Annotated in this window: 10 protein-coding genes and 1 pseudogene; 10 read left to right on the forward strand and 1 reads right to left on the reverse strand. The window is 47.8% G+C overall.

What is annotated here, in order from left to right; all coding sequences use genetic code 11:
* Window positions 1-33: 33 nt before the first annotated feature.
* From FHS17_RS28415 to FHS17_RS28460, 10 genes and pseudogenes are all read left to right on the forward strand, one after another.
* Entirely contained in the window at window positions 34-1,194 is a 1,161-nt protein-coding gene (locus FHS17_RS28415; protein WP_167282539.1) for a trans-sulfuration enzyme family protein, read from the forward strand.
* Between the two features lie 170 nt (window positions 1,195-1,364).
* Window positions 1,365-1,502, forward strand: a pseudogene (locus FHS17_RS28420) (acyl-CoA thioesterase); the annotation flags it as partial.
* Between the two features lie 293 nt (window positions 1,503-1,795).
* Window positions 1,796-2,506, forward strand: coding sequence for a glycerophosphodiester phosphodiesterase (locus FHS17_RS28425; protein WP_243865586.1), 711 nt, complete (start codon window positions 1,796-1,798; stop codon window positions 2,504-2,506).
* A 326-nt stretch (window positions 2,507-2,832) separates the two neighbouring features.
* On the forward strand, window positions 2,833-7,287 hold the full coding sequence (locus FHS17_RS28430; protein WP_167282541.1) for a family 43 glycosylhydrolase: 4,455 nt from the start codon (window positions 2,833-2,835) through the stop codon (window positions 7,285-7,287).
* Window positions 7,288-7,477: 190 nt separating this feature from the next.
* Entirely contained in the window at window positions 7,478-13,336 is a 5,859-nt protein-coding gene (locus tag FHS17_RS28435) for a glycosyl hydrolase 115 family protein (protein ID WP_167282543.1), read from the forward strand.
* 204 nt (window positions 13,337-13,540) lie between these two features.
* Window positions 13,541-14,491 (forward strand): ABC transporter permease, encoded by a 951-nt coding sequence (locus FHS17_RS28440; RefSeq protein WP_167282544.1) that lies wholly within the window; start codon window positions 13,541-13,543, stop codon window positions 14,489-14,491.
* The gene (locus FHS17_RS28445) at window positions 14,485-15,381 is read left to right on the forward strand and encodes a carbohydrate ABC transporter permease (protein ID WP_167282546.1); all 897 of its coding nucleotides are present in this window, start codon (window positions 14,485-14,487) and stop codon (window positions 15,379-15,381) included. Before FHS17_RS28440 ends, FHS17_RS28445 begins: the two co-directional genes overlap by 7 nt.
* A gap of 114 nt (window positions 15,382-15,495) precedes the next feature.
* Window positions 15,496-17,100 carry an extracellular solute-binding protein gene (locus FHS17_RS28450; RefSeq protein ID WP_167282548.1) on the forward strand — a complete coding sequence of 535 codons (1,605 nt, stop codon included), beginning with the start codon at window positions 15,496-15,498 and terminating at the stop codon, window positions 17,098-17,100.
* Window positions 17,101-17,219: 119 nt separating this feature from the next.
* Window positions 17,220-18,662, forward strand: coding sequence for a response regulator (locus tag FHS17_RS28455; RefSeq protein WP_167282550.1), 1,443 nt, complete (start codon window positions 17,220-17,222; stop codon window positions 18,660-18,662).
* Window positions 18,663-18,829: 167 nt separating this feature from the next.
* Window positions 18,830-20,491, forward strand: coding sequence for a sensor histidine kinase (locus FHS17_RS28460; protein ID WP_243865587.1), 1,662 nt, complete (start codon window positions 18,830-18,832; stop codon window positions 20,489-20,491).
* Window positions 20,492-20,562: 71 nt separating this feature from the next.
* Here the strand turns inward: FHS17_RS28460 and FHS17_RS28465 are convergent, their stop codons facing one another.
* Window positions 20,563-23,286, reverse strand: a complete 2,724-nt coding sequence (locus tag FHS17_RS28465) for an MGH1-like glycoside hydrolase domain-containing protein (RefSeq protein ID WP_341805933.1) — start codon at window positions 23,284-23,286, stop codon at window positions 20,563-20,565.
* Window positions 23,287-23,292: the final 6 nt, after the last annotated feature.

The following is a 23,292-nucleotide window of genomic DNA, read 5'->3' on the forward strand; positions in this document are numbered from 1 at the left end:
AAAGATACAACAAAGTAAATGGAGAGAAAACAAATGGATGAAGGGTTACACACGAAAGTATCGCATGACGAGGTGGACACGAAGCACCAAGGCGCCGTCAACATCCCAATTTATCAAAATAGCCTGTTCGCGTTTGAAAATCATGAATCGTTCGATCAAGCGATGCAGGACGTATTGTCCGCCAACGTTTATTCCAGAGGAAACAACCCGACGGTACAATATTTGGAGAGCAAAATCGCCGATTTGGAAGCAGCCGAGCGGGCGCGCTGCTTCGCATCGGGGATGGCTGCCATCACCGGTTCTTTGCACGCGTTATTGCGTTCGGGCGACCATGTAATCAGCGTCAATCAGGCCTATGGTCCAACGAGACAGTTCCTGGACGAATTGTCCGAACGGTATCGGGTTGAAGTCACCTATGTCGACGGATGTCTGTTATCCGATTTCGAAGACGCTTTGCGGCCGAATACCCGCCTGATCTATCTGGAGAGCCCGACATCGGGATTGTTCCAACTGCAGGATCTGGAAGGTGTCGCGGCGCTTGCAAGACGGACGGGTGTTTTTACGATGATAGACAGCAGCTGGGCGACGCCATGCTTCCAGCGTCCTATAACATTAGGAATTGATCTTGTGCTTCACTCCATGTCAAAGTATTTCTCCGGCCATAGCGATTGCTTGGGAGGCGTCGTGGCAGGGCGTGCTGATTTGATTAACGAAATTGCAAGCAAAGGGTATATGCTGTTTGGCGGCGTTATGACCCCGCACACAGCCTCACTTATGATACGGGGGCTGCGAACGCTGCCGCTTAGGATGGAGAGACATCAGCGGAACGGCTTGATTGTTGCGGAATATTTGGAGAATCATCCGCTCGTGAACCGGGTGAATCATCCCGGCTTGCCTTCCCATCCGCAGCATGCTCTTGCTCGCAAGCAATTGGACGGATTCGGCAGCCTATTTTCTTTCGAGACGCAGGTGTCAGTAGAGTCATTGAAGAAATGGGCGGGCGCCTTGCGTTACTTTCGGATTGGTGTCAGCTGGGGCGGCTTCGAGAGCTTAGTGACGGTTGGTCACACGCCGACAAGTCGCAACATGGCGGGGAATAACCCTTCGGTAGCCCGATTGTACATCGGTTTGGAGGATCCGCGAACGCTGATCGAGGATATCGAGCAGGCATGGCGGCAAGTGATCGAGGCATAGCGCCTGGCGTTCAAATGATTGCAGAAAATCAGTCCCGCCGTAGGCGGGTTTTTTACTGTTACTAATCGATTTTCAGGAAATAATACAAGCTGCTGCCGGGGAAGTAGTGGAGCTTTGGAACATGTGTTATTTTTAATGGTTATTTAGTCTATTTAAGGAGAATCAATGAAATGAAATCATCACTGCCAATTATTGTTCGCTCAACAGAAATTGACGTCAATGGACACGTAAACAACGCAAAATATTTGGAGTATTTCGAATGGGGGCGTGAAGAATGGTATGAACAATGCGCGCTTCCCTATGAAACCTTCTTTCTATTTACCTGGGCTAAACAGCAACCCGCTGGACGTCTTGATCCAAGGCCAAATCATTAACCTGTTGAAAAGATTTACATTAGCAGTATAAAATTACTTATATATTTACCTCAAACGATTTATCGATCGTCGAGAACAGTTCGGACCGCGCGGAGCGGCCGGATTACACGATTGAAGAACCGCTTACGCTCGTAGAGCTGGCGGATCGCTTGAATAAAGAACTCGTCTCAAAAAAACGTGATTAAAATGGTAGCTTTCTGTTCTACGATAAAAGGAGAGTGGTTTGATTGAAGCGGCCAATGATAGGCGCTCATACGGGCAGCGGCGCAAGTCCTGATAACACGCTTGCTTCGTTTATGGAGGGTGTCCAAAGTGGGGCAGATATCGTGGAGGTGGACGTGCATGCCGCGATGGACGGTACGGCGGTACTGCTGCATGACGATTCTCCTTATCTGCTGACCTGCACGTTCGAGCAGTTGAACCAGCCTGAGATGCGGCGGCGGCTGAGCCCGACTTACGCAGAGCATGAAATCGCAACGCTGGAGCAAATATTTCAGATATCGGATCGGCTTGGAACGAAGCTGAATATCGATTTGAAATCGGCGGATAGCATCGAACCGGCCGTCAAGCTCATTCGGCAGTACGGTGCATGGGATCGGGTCCATATTACCGGCTATTCGGAGACAATGACGGCTCGCTTCCCTGATATTCCAGTCATGATCAACACGAAGCTCGAGATCGATCCGAAGCAACTGGAGCAGTACGACAAGATCGCGCAGCGCATCTGCGAGGCGGCGAGGCGAGAAGGGTATACTGGCCTAAATATGAATTATCGGACGTGCTTCGAGCCGATCGTGGAGACGGCTCACAAGCACGGGTTAACCCTGTGGGTCTATACGGTTAACGAGCCAACGCAGATGGAGAGATTCATCCGGATGGGCGTAGATGCCATTACGACACGTAAGCCGGAGACGTTGCTTAGCCTCCTGAGGCAATAATTGAAGAAACCGCCTTTTGAGGCCTCACATGAGTTATGTAACTTGTGCGAGGCTTTTTTCTATGTCTTGTGATTACATGCATCATTTAGTTATCGATTTTTCTAAAACGGTTACAAAAACAACTTAAGATAGTACATTTTGTAAGTTTTCTTCGGGAGGTAGAATGAGAACACTAGCCAGAAAAATCAAGCACAACAGGAGATGAAAAAAATGAAAGCGGTTTATTTGGGCCGTAGGGCTGAGGGGGTGACGTTCGGTCCGAGAAGCAGGTGAGAAGCCATTAGGTTTTCCAAGAAAACATGATAATAGACTAGGGAGGATTGCAAATGCAAAGGAAAAGATTCAGGTATCTGCCGCTTTGTCTCGCAGTGCTGCTAATGCTGCCGCAATGGAGCGGAGCAGCTGCAGCAGCAGAGCCGACGTCAGATACAATAGATTCATTGCCGGCGTCGACAACAGGGGGGGCTGAAGTGTCAAATTTCTATAATGTTATTATGCAGACAGGAGCCGACCCATGGGTTTACAAGCACACGGATGGCTATTACTACAACGTCTTTGTCAACGGCAGCGGCATCAATATCCGTAGATCGAAGACTATCACCGGCATTGATACGGGCGAGAGAAGCCTAGCCTGGACACCGGTTAAGGATACCATGTACAGTTCCGATGTTTGGGCGCCAGAAATGCACTATCTCAAAGATACAGATGGCAATTACAAATGGTATATCTATTTCGCGGCTGACAATGGAACCAATGCAAACCACCGCATGTACGTGCTGGAGAACGCCAGTGATAATCCGCTGACTGGAACCTGGGAGTTCAAAGGGAAAATTACCGATTCCACAGACCGCTGGGCGATCGATGGAACAGTGATGACTGTAAATGATAAACAATATTTCATCTGGTCCGGCTGGGAAGATACAGACGGTAGTTTTCAAAACTTATATATTGCGGAAATGAGTGATCCACGGACCATCAGCTCGGAACGGGTATTGCTTTCGACGCCTGACCATGATTGGGAAACATCCCCGGGTCGAATTAATGAAGGCCCCGAAATAACTATACATGGTAACACGATCAACCTGGTCTATTCCGCAAACGGAAGCTGGACAGATAGTTACTGCCTTGGTCTAATCACTGCCAAGATTAGCGACGATTTGATGAACCCCAGCTCCTGGGTAAAACAGGACAAGCCGATTTTCTCCAGCGCCAACGGCGTCTACGGCCCCGGCCATCATAGTCTTACCACCTCTCCCGATGGCAGTGAAGACTGGATTATTTACCATTCCGCCCGCTGGTCAGGATCAGGGTGGACTCGTAATGTCCATGCACAGAAATTCACCTGGAATGCAGACGGAACGCCGAACCTGGGAGAGCCCGTCGACCCTAACAAACCGATTGCTATACCTTCAGGGGAGCCGGTACGTCAGCGTTATGAGGCGGAGGCGGCCCTATTAGTGAAAGATCCGAGCGGAGAAACAGGTCCCAGTGTCTTAAGGGAAAATACGGCTTCCGATGGGAAAAAAATTACTAATATTAAGAACGCAAATGATAATGTCCAGTTTACAGTCAACGTGCCAGAGGCCGGAATGTATGTGCTATCCGTGCGAAATGCCAACGGCTCATCGAATGGAGCGGATGCTTCCCATATCTTATCGGTAAACGGAAAATCCGGAGCCAACTTGAACATCGTCTATTCCAGCTCGAATCGTTGGGGTGCCTCCACAGCGAAAGTCTATTTACAGCAAGGCGACAATATCATCCGCTTCTCGAAGGGGAACAACACTGCCGAAATTGACAGTATGGATGTCTTCAAGCTTGATTCGTCAGAGTTGGTATTCGATTCTCCGGGGTATACGCTGGGTCTAGGTGAAAGTCAAGGTTTGCCCGTGTATATGGTAACGGGCACTACCAATTCTCTTATTGATAGCGGGGTTTCTTTCAGTTCCTCCAACAATGAGGTTGTTGAGATTAATGGGGCTCAGATCAAGGGGCTTAAGGCGGGCAGCGCCACGATCACCGCCGCATATAACGGGAAAGCTGCTACGGCCACGGTTATCGTTGCTGCTGAACCTAAGTCAGTACAGTCCATTGCCATCAGCGGATTGGTCAGCATTCTGACCAGCGGGATGACCAAGCAACTGCAGTTAACTGCAAACTACAACACCTATGAAGTTCAGGAGGTGACAGCTGGCGCAACATATTCCAGCAGCAGCCCCGACGTGGCTAAGGTCACAGATGCCGGTCAGGTCTATGACGCTCAGCCGGGAGAGACGGTGATTACAGCCGCATACGACGGCAAGGAAGTAACGTTTAACTTGACAGTAACTCTGGATCCATCGCAGCTTCCTCAGGTTCTTTCTCAAGTAAAAACTCCTTCTGGTGTAACACCTAGGCTGCCTAGCGTTGTTGACGTCGACTATAAAGGGGAGAAAAGCACTGCCGAAGTCAGCTGGAAGCTTGAAGGAATTGACTTCAATTCCTTGGGCATTGTTCATGTGCCAGTTCTATTGACCCTGAATGGTGAGGAGATTCCATCCGCTGTTTCTGTGGAGGTTATCCCGGGATGGGGCCTTGATGAAATTGTGAATCAAGTTCGCAGCAGAATAGACAATTTCTCGTACCCTCTAGGCGAGGGTTTGGGCAGCTATAGTCGGTCTGCGTATGATGCTCTTCTGGCTAAGCTGGACCATGCAGAGGAAATATCCACAGACGCTAGTCTGACGGAAGAGCAGTTTAATGAGGAACGGACTTCCCTTGCCGAGCTGGAAGCCGATCTGTTAGGTTCGCTTAATAGTACACAGGATGGCGTGTTCTATAACGCTTATCGGGACTTCTCCAGCGATCAGACGGGCAAGTACCCATTCGGCTTTAACATCGAAGACATGACCAATGGCGCTACCGCTACTGTGCAGGAAGAAGACGGGAATAAATTTCTTCGGCTGACGACTACCGCTACTGCGGGCAAAGCTAACCTGTTCCTGCCCTATCTGGATGAAGTGACAGCTGCAGCGGATCAGCGCATCGTTATCGAATATCGCGCCAGATTAAACACCAACTTCCAGTACGCCAATGGTGCCATGACGAGGAATGACAGCGGTACTAGCAACTATTCGATGGTCACGGCTTTTGATACAGGTAAAATAATGGTGCAAAATGGAGCCTCCAAGAAGTCCGTCCTAAACTACACCCTTAATACCTGGTATGACATTAAAATGGTGGCAAACTGGGATGCCAAGACTTATACCGTCTATATCAACGATGATCCTGTTCCTGTGGCTACTGACTTCATTTTCCGCCATACAGGCGGCAATATGCTAACTGGTCAGCGTTTTGGCATTGACGGTTATGCCAACGCCTCTATAGATTTTGACGATTTCAAAGTGATGGTGACCGGAGGAGCAAAGGCTGCGCCTGTGGGACTTGGAACCAGCAATGAAACAGCGGCAGGCGCTAAGGATGGCACCATCACCGGCGTGAACGCATCTATGGAATGGTCTTCGGATAATGGAAGCACCTGGTCCAATGTAGAGGGGGATACCCTGCACAATCTGGCTCCAGGGACTTATTGGGTTCGATATAGTGAGACCGATACCTATAAAGCGAGTCCCCATGTGGATCTGACCCTTACACCTTACAGCCAGCCGAATTCTGTCACGGGCGTGAGTCTAGACAAGACCAGCGTCCAGCTGTATACCAACCATGGAAGCTCCACCGTCCAGCTCACCGCAAATGTGGAGCCTGCTGATGCAGCTAATAAGACGGTGATATGGAGCACATCAAATCCAGCAGTAGCTACTGTTGACGAAAACGGTCTTGTGAGCGTCCACACCTCCGGCACAGCTGTGATTACGGCAACGACGGCAGATGGCAGTTACACAGCGTCCTGCACGGTGACTTCGACTGTATATACGACTGGCGGCGGAGAATCTAGCAGCTCTAATAATGAACATACCACTACCGTTAAGAACGAGGACGGCAGTACCACTATTATCGTCACGAATAAAACAACCGGAACGGTGACCGAGCTGACCACTTGGCCTAATGGAGTTAAGGTGGAGACCATTACGACTTCCCTTGGGGAAGTAACAGCAAGCGTTGATCTGCCAGAAGGAGTGGCAGAAGCGCGGATTACGATTCCTGTTAAGAATGCATCTGTCTCCACGGTAGCCTATACGGTAAGAGCAGACGGCTCTAAGAAAATCATAGGGGACTCTGTTCTAACGGAAGACGGAATAAGTTTCGTAGCTAGAGGCGATATGAAGGTCAAACTGATGGATAACAAGATCACCTTCAAGGATGTGCCTGATAGCTACTGGGCGGCTGAAGCGATTGCCTTTACCGCCAGCCGAGAACTGTTCCTTGGAACAGGGAAAAATGTGTTTACTCCCAATGCATCTATGAGCCGCGCCATGCTCTTCACCGTATTGGCCCGGCTGAACGGCGTTGAGACCGAAGGCGGCATAAATTGGTACAGTAAGGCGCAAGAGTGGGCTATGACGGCCGGGATCAGCGACGGCAGTGCCCCGGAGGCTGGTATTACCCGGGAGCAATTGATCACTCTCCTGTACCGGTATGCTGGACAACCAGCTGTGAGTGATAGCAGCAAGAGTTTTGTGGACATTAGTAAAATTTCCACTTGGGCAAAGGAAGCCATGGATTGGGCTGTGGAGACGGGTATCTTGAACGGCAAGCCAGGGAACCTTCTGGAGCCGGGCAGTATTGTCTCTCGGGCTGAAGTGTCTGCCATACTTGCGCGCTTTATAGCTTCGCGAATCTAGTACAGCTTTTGAAAGATGCGGCATGCGGATCTTGAGCAATCACAGCTTGAATAGCTGCTCAAGATCCGTTTTTTGCGCGGGCCGATTGAATTGAATCAATGGAGCCTTCATCTAAGAAGAAAGGAGAATATAGGACAACTCTAGCAAAACAAAATATAAACTGAAACAAACCAAAAATGAGGTGAGTATAGTGATCAGATATACAAGACGTGTGATTGCTGTAATGATCATGATTTCGCTTTTTGTCGGGATGATGCCCGCCTATGCAGCCAATATTCCACCATCTGAGAGCGAAGGAATGGTTCAGGAAACGGGAGACATTGGAGATTTCCCTGTTGCAGTTAACGGAACGTCAGCGAGCATCTGGGTGGATGCTGCGGAGGAAACCCCGGTCACACGAGTGGTGAACGACTTGAAGGATGACATCAAGCGAGTCACCAATCTGGATGCCAATGTGAGCAGCGAGGCCACCTTGCCCCAAGGTCCCGTCGTGATCGTGGGCACATTAGCTGACAGTACACAAATTAAGGCGCTGGTGAGCGAAGGGAAAATCACCGCAAATGAAGTAAGCGCTATCAAAGATAAATGGGAAGCCTACTTAATCAAGGTGGTGGATGAGAATACCCTGGTCATAGCAGGATCAGATTCTCGAGGAGCCATTTTTGGCGTATATGAGCTTTCGGAGCGTATGGGGGTTAGCCCCTGGTATTTTTTTGCTGACACAGCCATCAAAACCAAGAGTGCCGTATATGTAGCTGCTGATACTTCCGTTACAGATATGCCTGATGTGAAGTACCGCGGTGTTTTCCTCAATGATGAAGAGAAGCTTGGCCGCTGGGCTAAGGAAGTATTCAAAGACCCGGATAATATGGGGCCCAAAACATATGCCAAGATTTTTGAGCTTATTTTACGATTAAAGGGTAACTACATCTGGGCAGCCATGCATGTCAATTCCATTAACAATGTACCGGGTAATATTGATCTGGTGAAGGAATACGGCATCGTGCTTGGTTCCAGTCACCCCGATATGCTCCTGCGGACGAACACGCACGAGTGGGATGCTTGGAAACAGGACTATGCCAAGAAGAAGGGTGTTAATCCGGACTCGATCGAATATGACTACACGGTAAGCAAGGATGCTGTGCTCCAGTACTGGCGGGAAAGCATTGAAAGCCATAAAGACATCGATGCGCAATGGACACTGGGGATGCGGGGCATACATGACGAAGCTTTCAGTGTGAAAAATCTGATGGAGCCTGCCTATGGTCACCTGGGTGCTGATCTTGATGAGCGGAAGGCTGGACTGATGAATGAGATCATCCGGGAGCAGCAGAAGATGCTTAAAGAGATATTAGGCCAGGAAAAATACGATAATTCGTTCCAGGCGTTTATCCCTTACAAGGAAGTTCTTCCGATCTATAATCATCCCAAATTTGATTTGCCCGAGAATGTGACCGTGATCTGGTGCGACGATAATCACGGAATAATGCGGAGAATGCCGGATGCAACAGAACGTTCACGCGAAGGCGGACATGGATTATACGATCACGTTTCCTACTGGGCTCCTGCTGACCAAAGCTATACGTGGCTCAATTCGATCCCTCTTTCCTTAATGGGGGAGGAGCTTAGTAAGTCCTGGGATCATAATATTCGAAAGTCCTGGATACTGAATATAGGCGATATCAAGCCGCAGGAAGCCGAGATGACTTTCTTTATCCGTTACGGATGGGACGTTGAGAAGTACAAGAACAATTCCGAGCAATTTTTGAAAGATTGGATAGGTGAACATTTCGGCAGTTCGTATAGTGACGAGACAGCTGACATTCTTACAACTTTCTATCAGCAAACCAACGTTCGCAAGCTTGAGCACATGCAGGTTGGCGTATTCAACCAGACACAATACGGGGATGAGAGTGCGAAGCGCATGGCGGTATACCAGGATTTATTCAACCGCACCGCGGCTATCTATAATGCGCTGCCAGAAGAGCAAAAGCTGAGCTACTATGAAATGGTGCAATCCAAAATTAATTGGGCCTATTATGTCAATAAAGCCTACTATTACGCGGATAGAAGCAATCTGGCTTACGATCAAGGCAGGATGGCTTCCGCCGATGCGTTTCTCAAGCTTTCAAAAGAGGCCGATCTGGCAAAGAAAGAGGAAATTGAGCGATATAGCACGATGGCAGACGGCAAGTGGAAGGGGTTCATAGATCCAGAGAATGCGGCACCTCCGGTCATTAACCAGCTTCCTCCCGGAACGCCGGCGCTGGTGCTGGGGGAACCGTCCTTGGGTGTGGTTGTACAAGGAGAGAATATACCGCAGGAGAACTCCAAGCTAGTCTTCTCCCCTTATAATCAAGACGCTAAATTCATCGACATCTTCAATAAGGGAGCAGGCAGCATCAATTGGACTACCTCGGCCGATCAGCCTTGGGTACAACTCTCCTCTGCAGCCGGTACCATAAGCGATGAGACTCGCCTCTACGTCATGATTGATGAGATGGAAGCCCACAAAGGAGAAACAGCAACGATTACGATTACCGATACTGCAGCACACACGGTCAAGACCATTCAAGTGGCGATTGAAAATCCGGCATTAGCCCTGTCTGAAATCCAGGGGTACGCAGAGGCCGATGGCTATGTTTCGATTGAAGCTGAGCATTACAGCCACTCGAACACGAGCGGCAATAAGAATTGGGAAGTTATGCATGACCTAGGTCGTGCTGGCGGCGATGTCGTACGTGCATACGACCCTGATCTAGACGCTGTAGATGAAGCTGCGATAACCTCGAGTGCTCCAAGCCTGGAGTATGATATCAACCTAACCTCTTCGGGTCAGTTTCCGCTTGAGATCTACCGGATTCCCACGCTCAATTCAAAGGGGCAAGTACGCTTTGCTGTATCGGTGGATGACGATTCCCCGATTATCGTGGAATCGGCCGCAGCCGATGAGGGACAAGGCACGGTCTGGGTAAATAACCTTTTCCATATGATCGAGAAGCATGTGGTCGCTTTGCCTGCACTGACAGCAGGCAAACATACTATTAAGTTATGGATGGTAGACAGCTTTATTATGATTGACAAGATGGTGCTGTACACCGATCCAGAAGGCGTCATTCCTACGGAGCTTGGACCTGACGAGAGTTATCACAATGAATACAATACGACGTTCAGCCCGGGCACTGATCTTTTGCCATGGACTTCAACAGTATCTGAACCAAAAAACATCCCGGCTGGCTGGGGAGCTGGCGCTTTTGTTGAAGCGGGTGGAACAGTAGGCCTTGAGGCCGAGTATGCCATGGAACACGTGCTTGAATCCGCAAGTCAGATTACGGATGACATGAAGGCGTATACCGTTTCTAAGGAAGAACAGGCAACCGCAGCAGGAAAGATTGCTAATGCGTGGCGTCTCACCCAATCAGACACAGGCATGGCGATGCGCCTTCCCGACCTGGGCGGGCAGTGGACAGACGATGCCGACTTCCCCGTATCGAGTCCGGAATTGACGTATAAGATCGATTTTACAAATATCGGCGACTACAATGTTTGGGTGCGCTGGCGTTATGTGGACAATGCATCCGACTCCATTCGCGGCGGTTTGGACGGAAGTAACGGTAATTTCTCGACAGCAGTCTTTTTCAGCAATGATCTGGATGAGAAATGGCACTGGAAAAACGTAGGCAAAGTTAACGTCGCCACAGCGGACGAGCATGCTTTCAGTCTGTGGATGCGCGAGGACGGTCTGTATATCGATCGCATCTACCTGACGATGAGCGGCGAAACCCCAACTGATGCCCTCTGGAACCCCTCCCTCCGGACGGAAAGTACTGTGGGACAGAGGCTTCAAGCAACTGTGGATGCAAAACGCGCCGGGATGTCCGGAATCTCTTATCCATTAGGCGATGCTCTTGGTCAATACAGCCAGGCTGCTTATGACTCCTTACTCAGTGCGCTGAACGCAGCGGATGCGTTGGCCAAGAAAGTTACGACTACGGAGAAGCAAGCAGACGATGCCCTGAATGCCATTACTGTCGCTGAGTCAGCTCTGTCCGACTCTCTCGTCCTTACACAGGATGGCGTGAGCTATAATGCTTACCGGGATTTTTCTGGCGATGAAGCGGGAGAAGTTCCTTACGGCTTTAATGCCGAAGACCTGACCAATGGCGCTGCCACTACTGTACAGGAAGAAGACGAGAATAAATTCCTTCGACTGACCACCACCGCTACTTCGGGCAAAGCTAATTTATTTCTGCCCTATATGGATGAGGTGACGGCTACGGGGGATCAGCGGATCGTCATTGAATATCGCGCCAGATTAAACACCAACTTCCAGTACGCCAATGGTGCCATGACGAGGAATGACAGCGGTACTAGCAACTATTCAATGGTCACGGCTTTTGATACAAGTAAAATAATGGTGCAAAATGGAGCCTCCAAGAAGTCCGTCCTAAACTACGCACTAAATACCTGGTACAGCATTAAAATGGTGGCAAACTGGGATGCCAAGACGTATACCGTCTATATCAACGATGATCCTGTTCCCGTAGCTACTGATTTCATTTTCCGCCATACAGGCGGCAGCAAACTGACCGGACAGCGGTTTGGCATCGACGGCTACGCCAACGCGTCAATTGACTTTGACGACTTCAAAGTGATGGTTACTGGAGGAGCGAAGGCTGCTCCCGAGGGACTTGGGACAATGAATGAAACAGAGGCAGGAGCGAATGATGGACGCATCACCGGCGTGAATGCATCCATGGAATGGTCCTCCAATAACGGAGGTACATGGTCAAACGTAGAGGGGGATGTCCTATCGAATCTGTCTCCGGGAATCTATTGGATTCGATACCGTGAGACCGATACTTATAAAGCGAGTCCCCATGTGGAGCTGACCCTTACACCTTACAGCCAGCCGAATTCTGTCACCGGCGTGAGTCTAGACAAGACCAGCGTCCAGCTGTATACCAACTATGGAAGCACTACCGTCCAGCTCACTGCAAATGTGGAGCCTGCTGATGCAGCTAATAAGACGGTGACATGGACTACATCAAATCCGGCTGTAGCTACTGTTGACGAAAACGGTCTTGTGAGTGTCCATACCCCCGGCACAGCTGTGATTATGGTTACGACTGCAGATGGCAGTTACACAGCGTCCTGCACGGTGATTTCGACTGTATATACCACTGGCGGCGGAGAATCTAGCAGCTCTAATAACGAACATACCACTACCGTTAAGAACGAGGACGGCAGTACCACTATTATCGTCACGAATAATACAACCGAAACGGTGACCGAGCTGACCACTTGGCCTAATGGAGTTAGGGTGGAGACCATTACGACTTCCCTTGGGGAAGTAACAGCGAGCGTCGATCTGCCCGAAGGAGTGGCAAAAGCACGGATTACAATTCCCGCTAAGAATGCATCTACTTCCACTGTAGCCTATATGGTCAGAGCAGACGGATCCAGGAAAATCATAGGGGACTCTGTTCTAACGGAAGACGGAATAAGTTTCACAGCCAGAGGCGATACGAAGGTCAAACTGATAGACAACAAGATCAGCTTCACGGATGTGCCTGATAGCTACTGGGCGGCTGAAGCCATTGCCTTTACCGCCAGTCGAGAACTGTTCCTTGGAACAGGGAAAAATGTGTTTACTCCCAATGCATCCATGAGTCGCGCCATGCTCTTCACCGTGCTAGCCCGGCTGAACGGCGTTGAGACCGAAGGCGGCGTAAATTGGTACAGCAAGGCGCAAGAGTGGGCTATGACTGCCGGGATCAGCGACGGCAGCACCCCGGAGGCTGGCATTACTCGGGAGCAGCTGATCACTCTCCTGTACCGGTATGCCGGACAACCAGCTGTGAGTGATAACAGCAAGAACTTTGCGGACATTAGTGCAATTTCCGCTTGGGCAAAGGAAGCCATGGATTGGGCTGTGGAGACGGGTATCCTGAACGGCAAGCCAGGAAACCTTCTGGAGCCTGGCAATGTTGTCACTCGGGCTGAAGTGTCCACCATACTTGCACGTTTTATAGCTTGGCGAAACTAGTGAAATGAAAAAAACCAAGGAGTCAGGGGGCGGGTTGTTACCGCCCGGCTCCTTGGTTTTTCTATGCTCAGTTCTGACTGGTATATATCAGCCACCATTTTAAGTTATTACCAAATTCATTTAAATGAGTACATTTTCTAAATTTCCCCGGAAGATATAATGAAAACATGAGAGCTCCTTAATACAGCCGGAGGGATGAGAGAAATGAAAGCGGTTTTAGACCAATCTCGAGAGTACGCTGCAACCAAGAAGAAAAACAAATTTCTGCACAACATCAAAAGAGACGCATGGTTATACCTCCTCTTGCTGATGCCCTTTGCATATATCCTGATCTTCAAGTATGCCCCGATCTATGGCGTGATTATGGCATTCCAGGATTATAACATCTTTGCAGGAATTAAGGGGAGCGAATGGGTAGGACTAGATGTGTTCCAGTTTATTTTCCAGCAGGACAGCTTCTACCGTGCGCTCAAGAATACGCTGGCCCTGAATGTTTATGACTTAATCGCTGGATTCCCGGCACCTATTATTCTTGCGATTTTGCTCAATGAAGTAAGAATGGCAAAATTCAAGAAAATCACACAGACCGTGTTATATCTGCCTCACTTTTTATCCTGGGTTATTATAGGCGGTATGGTCTATCTGATGTTCTCTAACAGCGGCATGGTCAACACGTTCTTGGCTAGTCTAGGTTTAGACAAGATAGAGTTTCTATCGCAGAAAATACCTTGGTTAGTCACTTATATCTCCGTTGGCGTATGGCAGCATATCGGTTGGGGCACGATCATCTATTTGGCGGCTATGACCGGAATCAATAAGGAATTGTATGAGGCTTCCGATATTGATGGCTGCAGCAGGTTTCGCCAAATATGGCATATTACACTGCCAGGCATTAAATCAACGATCAATATTTTGCTGATTCTCCAAATTGGCAGAATGGTTTCCATCGGGTTCGATCGTCCCTTTGTTATGGGGAATTCACTGGTTAGCGAATATTCGGATGTTATTAGTACTTTCGTATACAGAGTGGGTATTAGTTCGGGGGATTTCTCCCAGGCAACAGCGGTAGGGTTGTTCCAATCCGTTATTGGCTTGATCCTGCTGCTTGCTGCTAACTATATCGCGAAAAAATTGGGTGAGGATGGGATATGGTGAGTATGGCGGGCAGTATGGGCAAAAGGAAAAAAATGAGTTTAGCAGATATCTTGATTATCGTATTTATTGTAGCATTGTCCTTTACATGTATCGTGCCGTTCCTATATATGATTGCGCTTTCCCTAAGCTCCAACGAAGCGATTATTTCCCAAAAAGTAGGACTGTGGCCGGTAGGCTTCACATTAGAAACATACAAAACCATCTTAAGTGATGTAGAGATGCTTTATTCGCTTGGATACAGTATTGTACTTACAATTATGTACACTGCGGTATGTATGTTTCTGACCATTTGCGGAGCGTATCCGTTAACAAAGAAACGGCTGATGGGAAGAAGCTTTATATTGTCAGCTTTGGTCTTCACTATGTATTTCAGCGGCGGTTTGATTCCCTCTTATATGCTGGTTAAAAATCTAGGCATGATGAATACGGTGTGGAGCTTGGTTTTGCCAGGCGCTATGAGCGTGTTTAACTTAATCATTCTGAAGACCTTCTTCACCAACCTTCCGGAGAGTCTGGAGGAATCGGCTGCCATTGACGGGTGTTCGGATCTGGGTATTCTCATCAAGATTGTACTTCCTCTGTCGCTGCCTTCGATCGCCACATTAAGCCTCTTCTATGCGGTGGATAGATGGAACGGATTCCAGGATGCTTTGTTCTATATAACAGATAAAAATCTGTATCCTTTGCAATTGAAGCTGTATCAGATCATTTCGGCCAATCAGCAGCTGGACAGCCAACAAGGAGGAGAAGGAAGTGTCGGCGCCTTCATTGTACCGGAGTCTCTGAAAGCGGCCAGCGTTATGTTTACAACCATCCCGATTCTGCTCATCTATCCCAAACTGCAGAAGTATTTCGTAGATGGTGTGATGACGGGAGCTATCAAGGGCTGATAGGGATACAGACAAGGATGAAAGGGGTGATTCCCGGGCTGGTGGATGGTGGATGTAAAAACGTTTTACAGTGCGAATAATTTCAATACATATCATTTGAAAGGGTGGTTTAAAGTGAATACAGGCATGAAAAAGAAAGCAGCAATTCTGTTAGGTACAGCGCTTCTAACAAGTGTTATGGCAGGCTGTGGAAATAACAGCAATAATGAACCAGCACCGGCGGCATCTAACGATGGATCAGCAGCAGCCTCTACCGGCCCTGCTGAAACCTTGACTGTGGAAGTGTTCGACAGAGGTATTCAGGGACAGCCGGACTTAAACAACAACACATGGACCAAATATGTGAATGAAAAATTCGGCAAACCTAATAACGCCATTGTAAAATTTGTAACGGTACCCCGCTCCCAGGAAGTCGACAAGCTGAATGTATTGATGGCAGCGAACGAAGCTCCTGATATTTCCTTCACCTACGACGGCACTACAGTAACCCGCTTTGCCAAAAACAATGGCCTCTATACACTGGACGAATTGCTCGAGAAGTATGGTCAGCAATTGAAATCTTACTTGGGCGACACCGTTCTTTCCTACGGGCAATATGAAGGGAAACAAGTCTCCATCCCGGCGAAGCGGACCCTACTTGCCTGGAACGGTATGTTTATCCGCAAGGATTGGCTGGATAAGCTGGGACTGCCTGTTCCGACGACTAAGGATGAATTGTACGATACACTCGTTGCCTTCCGCGACAAGAACCCTGGTAATGTAAACGGTGTCATTCCGTGGGCAACAGCAGCTGCCGGGATGAACTACACGTTTGGCAACCTGGTTCCATCCTTCTGGGGTCCGATGTCAGAAGAGGAATTTGTTACAACTACCAATTGGCTGAAGCCGGGCAACAAGGATGCGTATAAATGGCTGAACAAGCTGTACTCTGAAAAGCTGATCAGCCCCGACTTTGCACTGGACAAAACGGCTAAACAAGCGGATGCTGATGTAACCAACGGCAAGGTAGGCTTCTATGGGGCTAACTGGGATTATCCGCTTACTGCAAAAATTCGTGAACCGCTGAAGCAAAATGCGCCGGATGCTAACTTTGTTGCTATTGATACCTTCAAGAACGCCGACGGGAAATATATAAAAGAGACGTATAATGAGAACGGACTTTTCTCCTTCATTCCAAAAAGCAGCAAACATGCAGAACTGGCTATGAAGTATCTGAACTGGATGGCTGATCCGGAGGTACTGTTCTTCCTGCAGTTTGGTGAAGAAGGTGTCAACCACACGATGGTGGATGGCATCCCGCAAGGGATTGCGCAAACCGGCGAAAATATGCAGATGAGCAATCTGAATCTGGATTATACGCTGGTTGTAAACGGTGCAGAGCTGGGCGATACCGAAAAGAATGTCAAAACGTACGCTGCAGCCTTGGCAACCGGAGATCAGAGCTATGAGAAGCTGGCTGTTGATTCCTACAAAATCAATACGACAGACGGCTATACCGGCTTCTACTATGGCGTTACGAACGAAGCTAGTATTAAATTCGGCAAGACGCTTGGTGATATGAACAAGCAAATGATGGATAGGCTAATTGTTGCCAAGCCGGCAGAATTCGATGCTTTGTATGACAAGCTGGTGAAAGAATATATGGACGCTGGCGGTAAGGCTATTCAAGATGAGAATGTGAAACACTACAGAGAAATTAAAGAGAGCAGCAGCAAGTAATAGTTTAGTATACGGATAAACCATCGATTGTTCTTCATCGTGGCTTATCCGTATTTCAATTGCTATTCCCGGAAAGCTTTGCTATCATTCGGAGAATTCATGTGTTCAGGAGGCTACCCATGTACAAGGTCATAATTGTAGATGATGAGTCGTGGGCGATTAGAGGAATCCGCAACGCCTTTGACTGGGATAAGTATGGTTTTGAAATCATAGGACAATTTACAAGCGCTTACAACGCGTGGGAAGCTATTATATCGAAGAAACCAGATTTGGTGTTTACGGATATTCGTATGCCGGAAATCTCGGGATTGGATTTAATGAAGAGGGCTAAAACACATGATTTGGACACCCAGTTTGTTGTCGTAAGCGGATATGCAGAATTTGAATATGCTCAGGAAGCGATGCGTTACGGCGCGCTTAATTACTTCCTGAAGCCCTTGGATATTGATATGGCTGATCCGTTGATTGAGGAGCTGGCCATGCACTTCTCCCAGAGAAGCGTATCACGCAATCACCTTCTTCTGGATGCACTGACCTCATCGGATCAGGACGAGATAAAGCGGTATTTACCGATTCCCGATTGTGAAGCTATATTCTATTACCAGGTACTTTCCATCTATTTCGAAGGTGAGAACAAGGATTTTAGACAGCTGCTTTCTTTGGAAGGAAAGCACGTTTATGCTCTGGAAGTTGAGGCGGGGGCCAGGCAAAAGCTGATTGTCCTGATGACGGAGCAGAGAGCTTGTTTGGAAGGGCATTGGGAACAATTAGTCGTGAATAATACTGGTATTAATACTGTGGGCATCAGCAGCATTTCCAGCCAGCTGCAACATATGAGCAGGCTGATTAAAGAAGCAGACCTGTCAGCCTCCCAAGCTTTTCTAAACGAAGCTGTATGCGCCGTTCATTTCGAGCCGAAGCTTCATCTGGTGAAGCCATGTATTGATGAGATTAATCGTATCCTTCAGGAAAATCAATTTGATGACATGGATGGATACGTTAATGGGCTGCAGGAATACTTCAAGGATCAGCATCTTGGCATGAGTGAGGTTGTCTACTTGTGGAATCAGGCAGTCGGGATACTTATAAATACATATTCTGAGGAATTAAAGGATATGGAACTGGAATTTCTTAATTATTCCGAGATCAAGGAACGATTTGAAAACTTTGAGTCTCTGTGCAGCTTTTTGCAAGACGTCCTTGCCTCTATCCTACAAGGAAACAGTCGCTCCTTGCATGAGGGGGACATCTTGTCCTGCTTTAACCGGATGGTAGCTTATATCGATGGTCACTATGAACAGAAATTGTATTTGAAGGATTTATCCTCGCAATTCTTCATTAATCAGGTGTATTGCTGCCAATTATTTAAGAAGAATCTGGGTAAAACCTTTTCCGAATATGTATCGGAGCTCAGGATCAAGAAAGCCCGCGTACTCCTAAAGCAAACGGACCTGTCCATAGAGGAAATTGCCATTAAGACCGGTTATGTGGAATATTACTATTTCAATAAAGTATTCAAGAAGCATTGCGGGATCACGCCCACCAAATTTAGAAAGAGTTAATAGGAACGGAGCGGCGGCGGGCTATGAAAATGAGTAAGTTGAAATTGAAACATCAGATATGGCTTATCTTTTTTTTCGCTATCGTTATTTTCACAGTCTTCGTATTTTATTTTTTTAATAGTTTCTCTAATCTAACCCAGAATAGAGCTGCCAATTTCGGAAACCAAATGATTGAGCAAACTCGAGGTAAGATTGATTCCGTATTTAACGATATTAGGGTCAGCACCAGCATTGCGGTCAATAGCAAACTGATACAGGAATATTCCGTAGAGGATGATGATTACAAAAGGGCATTTGATAGCGGTAACTACGCACTGGATCTCATGGATTATATGAGATCCTTTAATTCGTATGTGAGCGGAATGGTCATTGATGATATTCGGGGGAAACAGCTTTACAGTCTGGATTCCTCAGGCGGAGATGTTTTTTTTCTCAATCGTTATGAAAGCTTTATCCGAGCATATAAGAATGATTCTTCGCTTCGGGATAAGGGGATGTTCACCACCATCTTAAAAGACGAGAGTACAGAAGCGGAACAGTTCTTTTATATAGCGCCAATTGTGGAATCCCTTGGGGGAGTTAACTTCTCCCAGATTACGGGTTACTGCACAGTGATGGTCAATATGGAGAAGCTGCAGGGGCTTGTGGAAAATACGGAATTAACGCCTAACTCTATCTTGTACATTCTCAATAATCGGGATGAGGTTATTGCATCGACCAATTCTAATGACCAAGGCACATTGTTAAGGGACGTTCTGTCTATGGATAAGGACACCTTGCTTAACGGTGTGAAAACAACGATCGACAGGGAATCCATTCTTGTTCAGAGCAAGGGCTTGGAGCAGGCTGATGGGTGGCGGATTATTAGTATGATTCCAGTTCATGAATTAACTGCGGACATGAATCCTATGCGGAAGGTCAGTATTATCGTTGGAATTGGGATTATTCTAATTATGATCATAATGGGTATTTTCTTTATGAATAATCTGATGGGTCCGGTCATGGGACTTATTATGGATATGAAGAGGGTCGGAAGAAGGGACAGAGGCTTCCGTATTAAAGTCCGGTCTACCAATGAGGTAGGCTCGCTGGCTCGCGACATCAATCGAATGATGGATGAAATGGATGAAATGACAAGGGACATGTTCAATACCCAGGCCAGATTATACAAATCTGAGCTAAGCCAGAAGCAGGCGGAGTTTTCTGCCCTGCAGAGCCAGATCAACCCGCATTTTCTCTATAATACATTAAATTGTATTAGCAGCATCGGATTAGAATACGGAAGCAGGGAGATCGCGCAAATGACGTCATGCATGTCCAAAATTTTCCGGTATAGTATTAAAAAAAATGAACTAGTACGGATCCGGGAAGAACTGGACTGTATTCAGGCATATATGAAGATTATCTCTATACGGTACGAAAATAAATTCTCCATGAGCATTGATGTCGAAGAGAGGCTGCTGGAGATGATGACTCCGAAGATGATTCTCCAGCCTATTGTGGAGAATTCCGTGTATCACGGACTGGAGCGGATGGACCAAGGGGGGAAACTCCAAGTTACCGGAAGCATGGATGTGGATGGGGATATGTGCTTCTGTATTATGGATACCGGGAAGGGAATGGAGCCGGAGGAGCTGGCCGCCCTTAAGGCTAAGCTGGGTAATGAGTATCCTGAGCTTGTGCCAGACGGGCAATCAGAGAAAAGCATCGGCTTATCCAATATTCACAACAGACTACGGTTATTGTTCGGAGAGCGGTATGGGATCACTGTAGAAAGTCAGATTGGCCAGGGAACAACAGTAACAGTGAAGATCCCGTCATTGGACTAGGAAGTAAACAGAGTGGGCCGTCCCAGGACGGCCGGAAGTAGTGGTCAAAAACGTAAATTTTAGTGCTGGATTTAAGCTGGTTGAATTGAAATAGATGCTTGTGACAAACAGTCAGTGACCAGCAATTCCAGACCTCCGCCTGGATGTTTTGAGCATTCCACCTTGCATCCTGTACCTGTTGCCACGAACTGCATGTGATCAGCCAGATTAATCAGTATGGTAAATGCATCGCTGCGAGCTCCCGCATAATGAAATTCTGCCTTGTATTCCGTGTAATCTTCATTGAGGGACTGCTGCAGCATCCACACGTTGAAGCCGGTTGTAACCTTGCCCAGCTTATAATAAGCAGCAAACCAATTGATTACAGGTGCAGATAATCCGCCGAAATGATGCCAGCCTGCACCACGTCCGGACTGAACGATAAAATGCTCATAACAGTTGTAGGTAGTCTCTGTCTCTGCCTTCCATAATTCAAGTGCTGTATAGGCTATACGGAAAGCAAGCTCAGGACGACCGAGGTCGAACATCGTCTTCCAATAGAACCACTGATGCGGCATCCAGACTGCGCCATTCCAATAGCCGTCAGCTCGATAATAGGGGGCGCTTTGGTCAACCGTTGATAGGCCAATTGGTGTCCATAAGCGTTTTTTATCAAACAATGCGGCGATCAGCCGTTCTGCACGATCTTTCGTGCAGATGCCTGCAACTAGTGGATACAGACCGTCCATCCCCATATTGTAATTAGCACCAGAGTCATGTCGAAGAAGATCTATGGCTTCTCCTTTCTCATCATGGATTACATAACCGTAATAGCCAGCTTGTTCATCCCATGCGTATGTTTCCAATGCTTTGCTCCACAGCTTAATATCGCAATCGTATTCTTGGATATCCATGTGCCAGTCTTCGTTCATTGCCGCTGCCATTCGAAGAATCTTGGCAATCCGAATAACCTGACTGGTTGTAATAATGGGGGCAGCTGTTGCTTCCAATCTCTGCTCATGCACATATTTCTGCGGTGGATAATCATCCCAGCCCCCTGAGTTATAGAAGTAATCCCATGTTTTAAGCAGGCCTGTACGCAACGTGTTTGTCGTCGATCCGTTGATTTTACCTGCTAAGAATAAGTAGTATTGCCGCAGCCGCGGGTAGAAGTGGTTCAGAAAAGCAGGCGATTGTCCGCCATTCCACAGCTCATGAAACAGATAATGCTGCACAGGCACAGGGCTTCCGTGGTGAATAAAAGCAGCCCCAGAATCTCCAGGTTCCGTCATATAGGCGTTCAGGCAGTCAATCGCCCGTCTCTCATCGAGGTGGGCGAAGCCGAGTCCGATAAAACCGGAGTCCCACGTATAGAGGGAATCCCACCATCGCCCTGGTGTATTGTGCCGAATAAATGTACGTTTCGTATAGACAGGGAATACGGTATTCGTCAGCAAGGTAGCCTGCATGAGCTGTTGGCTAAATCCATAGCGATCCCCAGTAGGATAATAAGGAGGCGTTTCAAGCTTCGTGCGTTCAGCTTGATAGCTAGACTCACATTTTTCATAGTCCAGTGTAAAATTTGAGAGATAGGAATACACCTCTTCAAAGGTTCCAGAGCATACCATGCCGTGAAGCAGGGTGGATGATTCCGGAGAGATAGGAATAGGACGCATAAACACATTAGTATAGTGTCCTCTTCCATTCCCATGCAGTATGGCATCAACATGATTATGTACAGTGTGGCGGGCAAATTGATCCAGTTCATCACTTCTGAATTGTCTAATCTCAACATCGGAGTAATTCCACATCAGGCCGTAATAATAGGGACCTTCCGGATAATGAAGGATTAGAGTGCCTGGAACAGGACCAGCCAGCAATTCAGGCTCAATAGACCATGGACGATCTACAAACATGACTTCTTTAGCAGTACATTGCTCAGTAATGGTAAATCCATCAATGATTAAACCATTTGAACTCAAAGTATGGAGGCGAACAGTGAGTTTGCCGGCAGACAGTATCCCTATAGGCAGCTCAGCTAAGATTAAGGTGTCGGACGATTCCAGATCAAAGCGAAACTCCCGTTCTCCAAGCCGGAGCTCCAGCTCCCCGTCTTGCATAGCCTGACAGCGAAGCAGAAACACGGCGTCCTGATAGGAGTGATCGAGGTTGATCTCGTAGAGTAGTGTGTCTTCGGTATCGACTCCGAACTGGCATCCTATTGCTGAACCGTTGGTAAAATACTGCCCGCGGACCTCTCCACGTATAAATCCATCATAGACTAATCCATCTGAAGGCCGCGGCTTATCGAAGATCAGTTCCTTATAGTCCAGCGCATCTATCCACTTCGCATCATCAGGAAGCTGTACTTCCGTAATAATTTGTATTTCCCCATGGCCTGGAAGCCGGGGCGGCTGGAGCGAAGCTAACCAATGCAGCACTAGATTTTGCGGCTTGTCCGTTTGATTGACTAAATGCGCCCGGATGAGTCGGCTCTGATCGTTAAGCTGACTGAATGAAATGTCGGCATAGACACGATCCTTCCATTCCAGCTCGTGACGGTGGGAATAGCAGCTGAAATCTGGGGCCGCTTCCCACGGATGATAGCCAGATTCCCACAGAACATTAGGGATATCTATTTTTCTACGATAGAATCCTGGAAATAAGCTTAGATCAAATCGTACTCCCTTCGACTGGTCACTGATATGAGAGAGGCCAATATATTTTTTGGTATATGGCCCCCAGGCGGGCAATGAAAGGTCATGATTAGCAGGAAGTCTCTCGAAGTCGTCATACATATCTTTTTGCTCCTTCACTTGTAG

The sequence above is a fragment of the Paenibacillus lupini genome, from assembly GCF_011761355.1.
Classification (GTDB): domain Bacteria; phylum Bacillota; class Bacilli; order Paenibacillales; family Paenibacillaceae; genus Pristimantibacillus; species Pristimantibacillus lupini.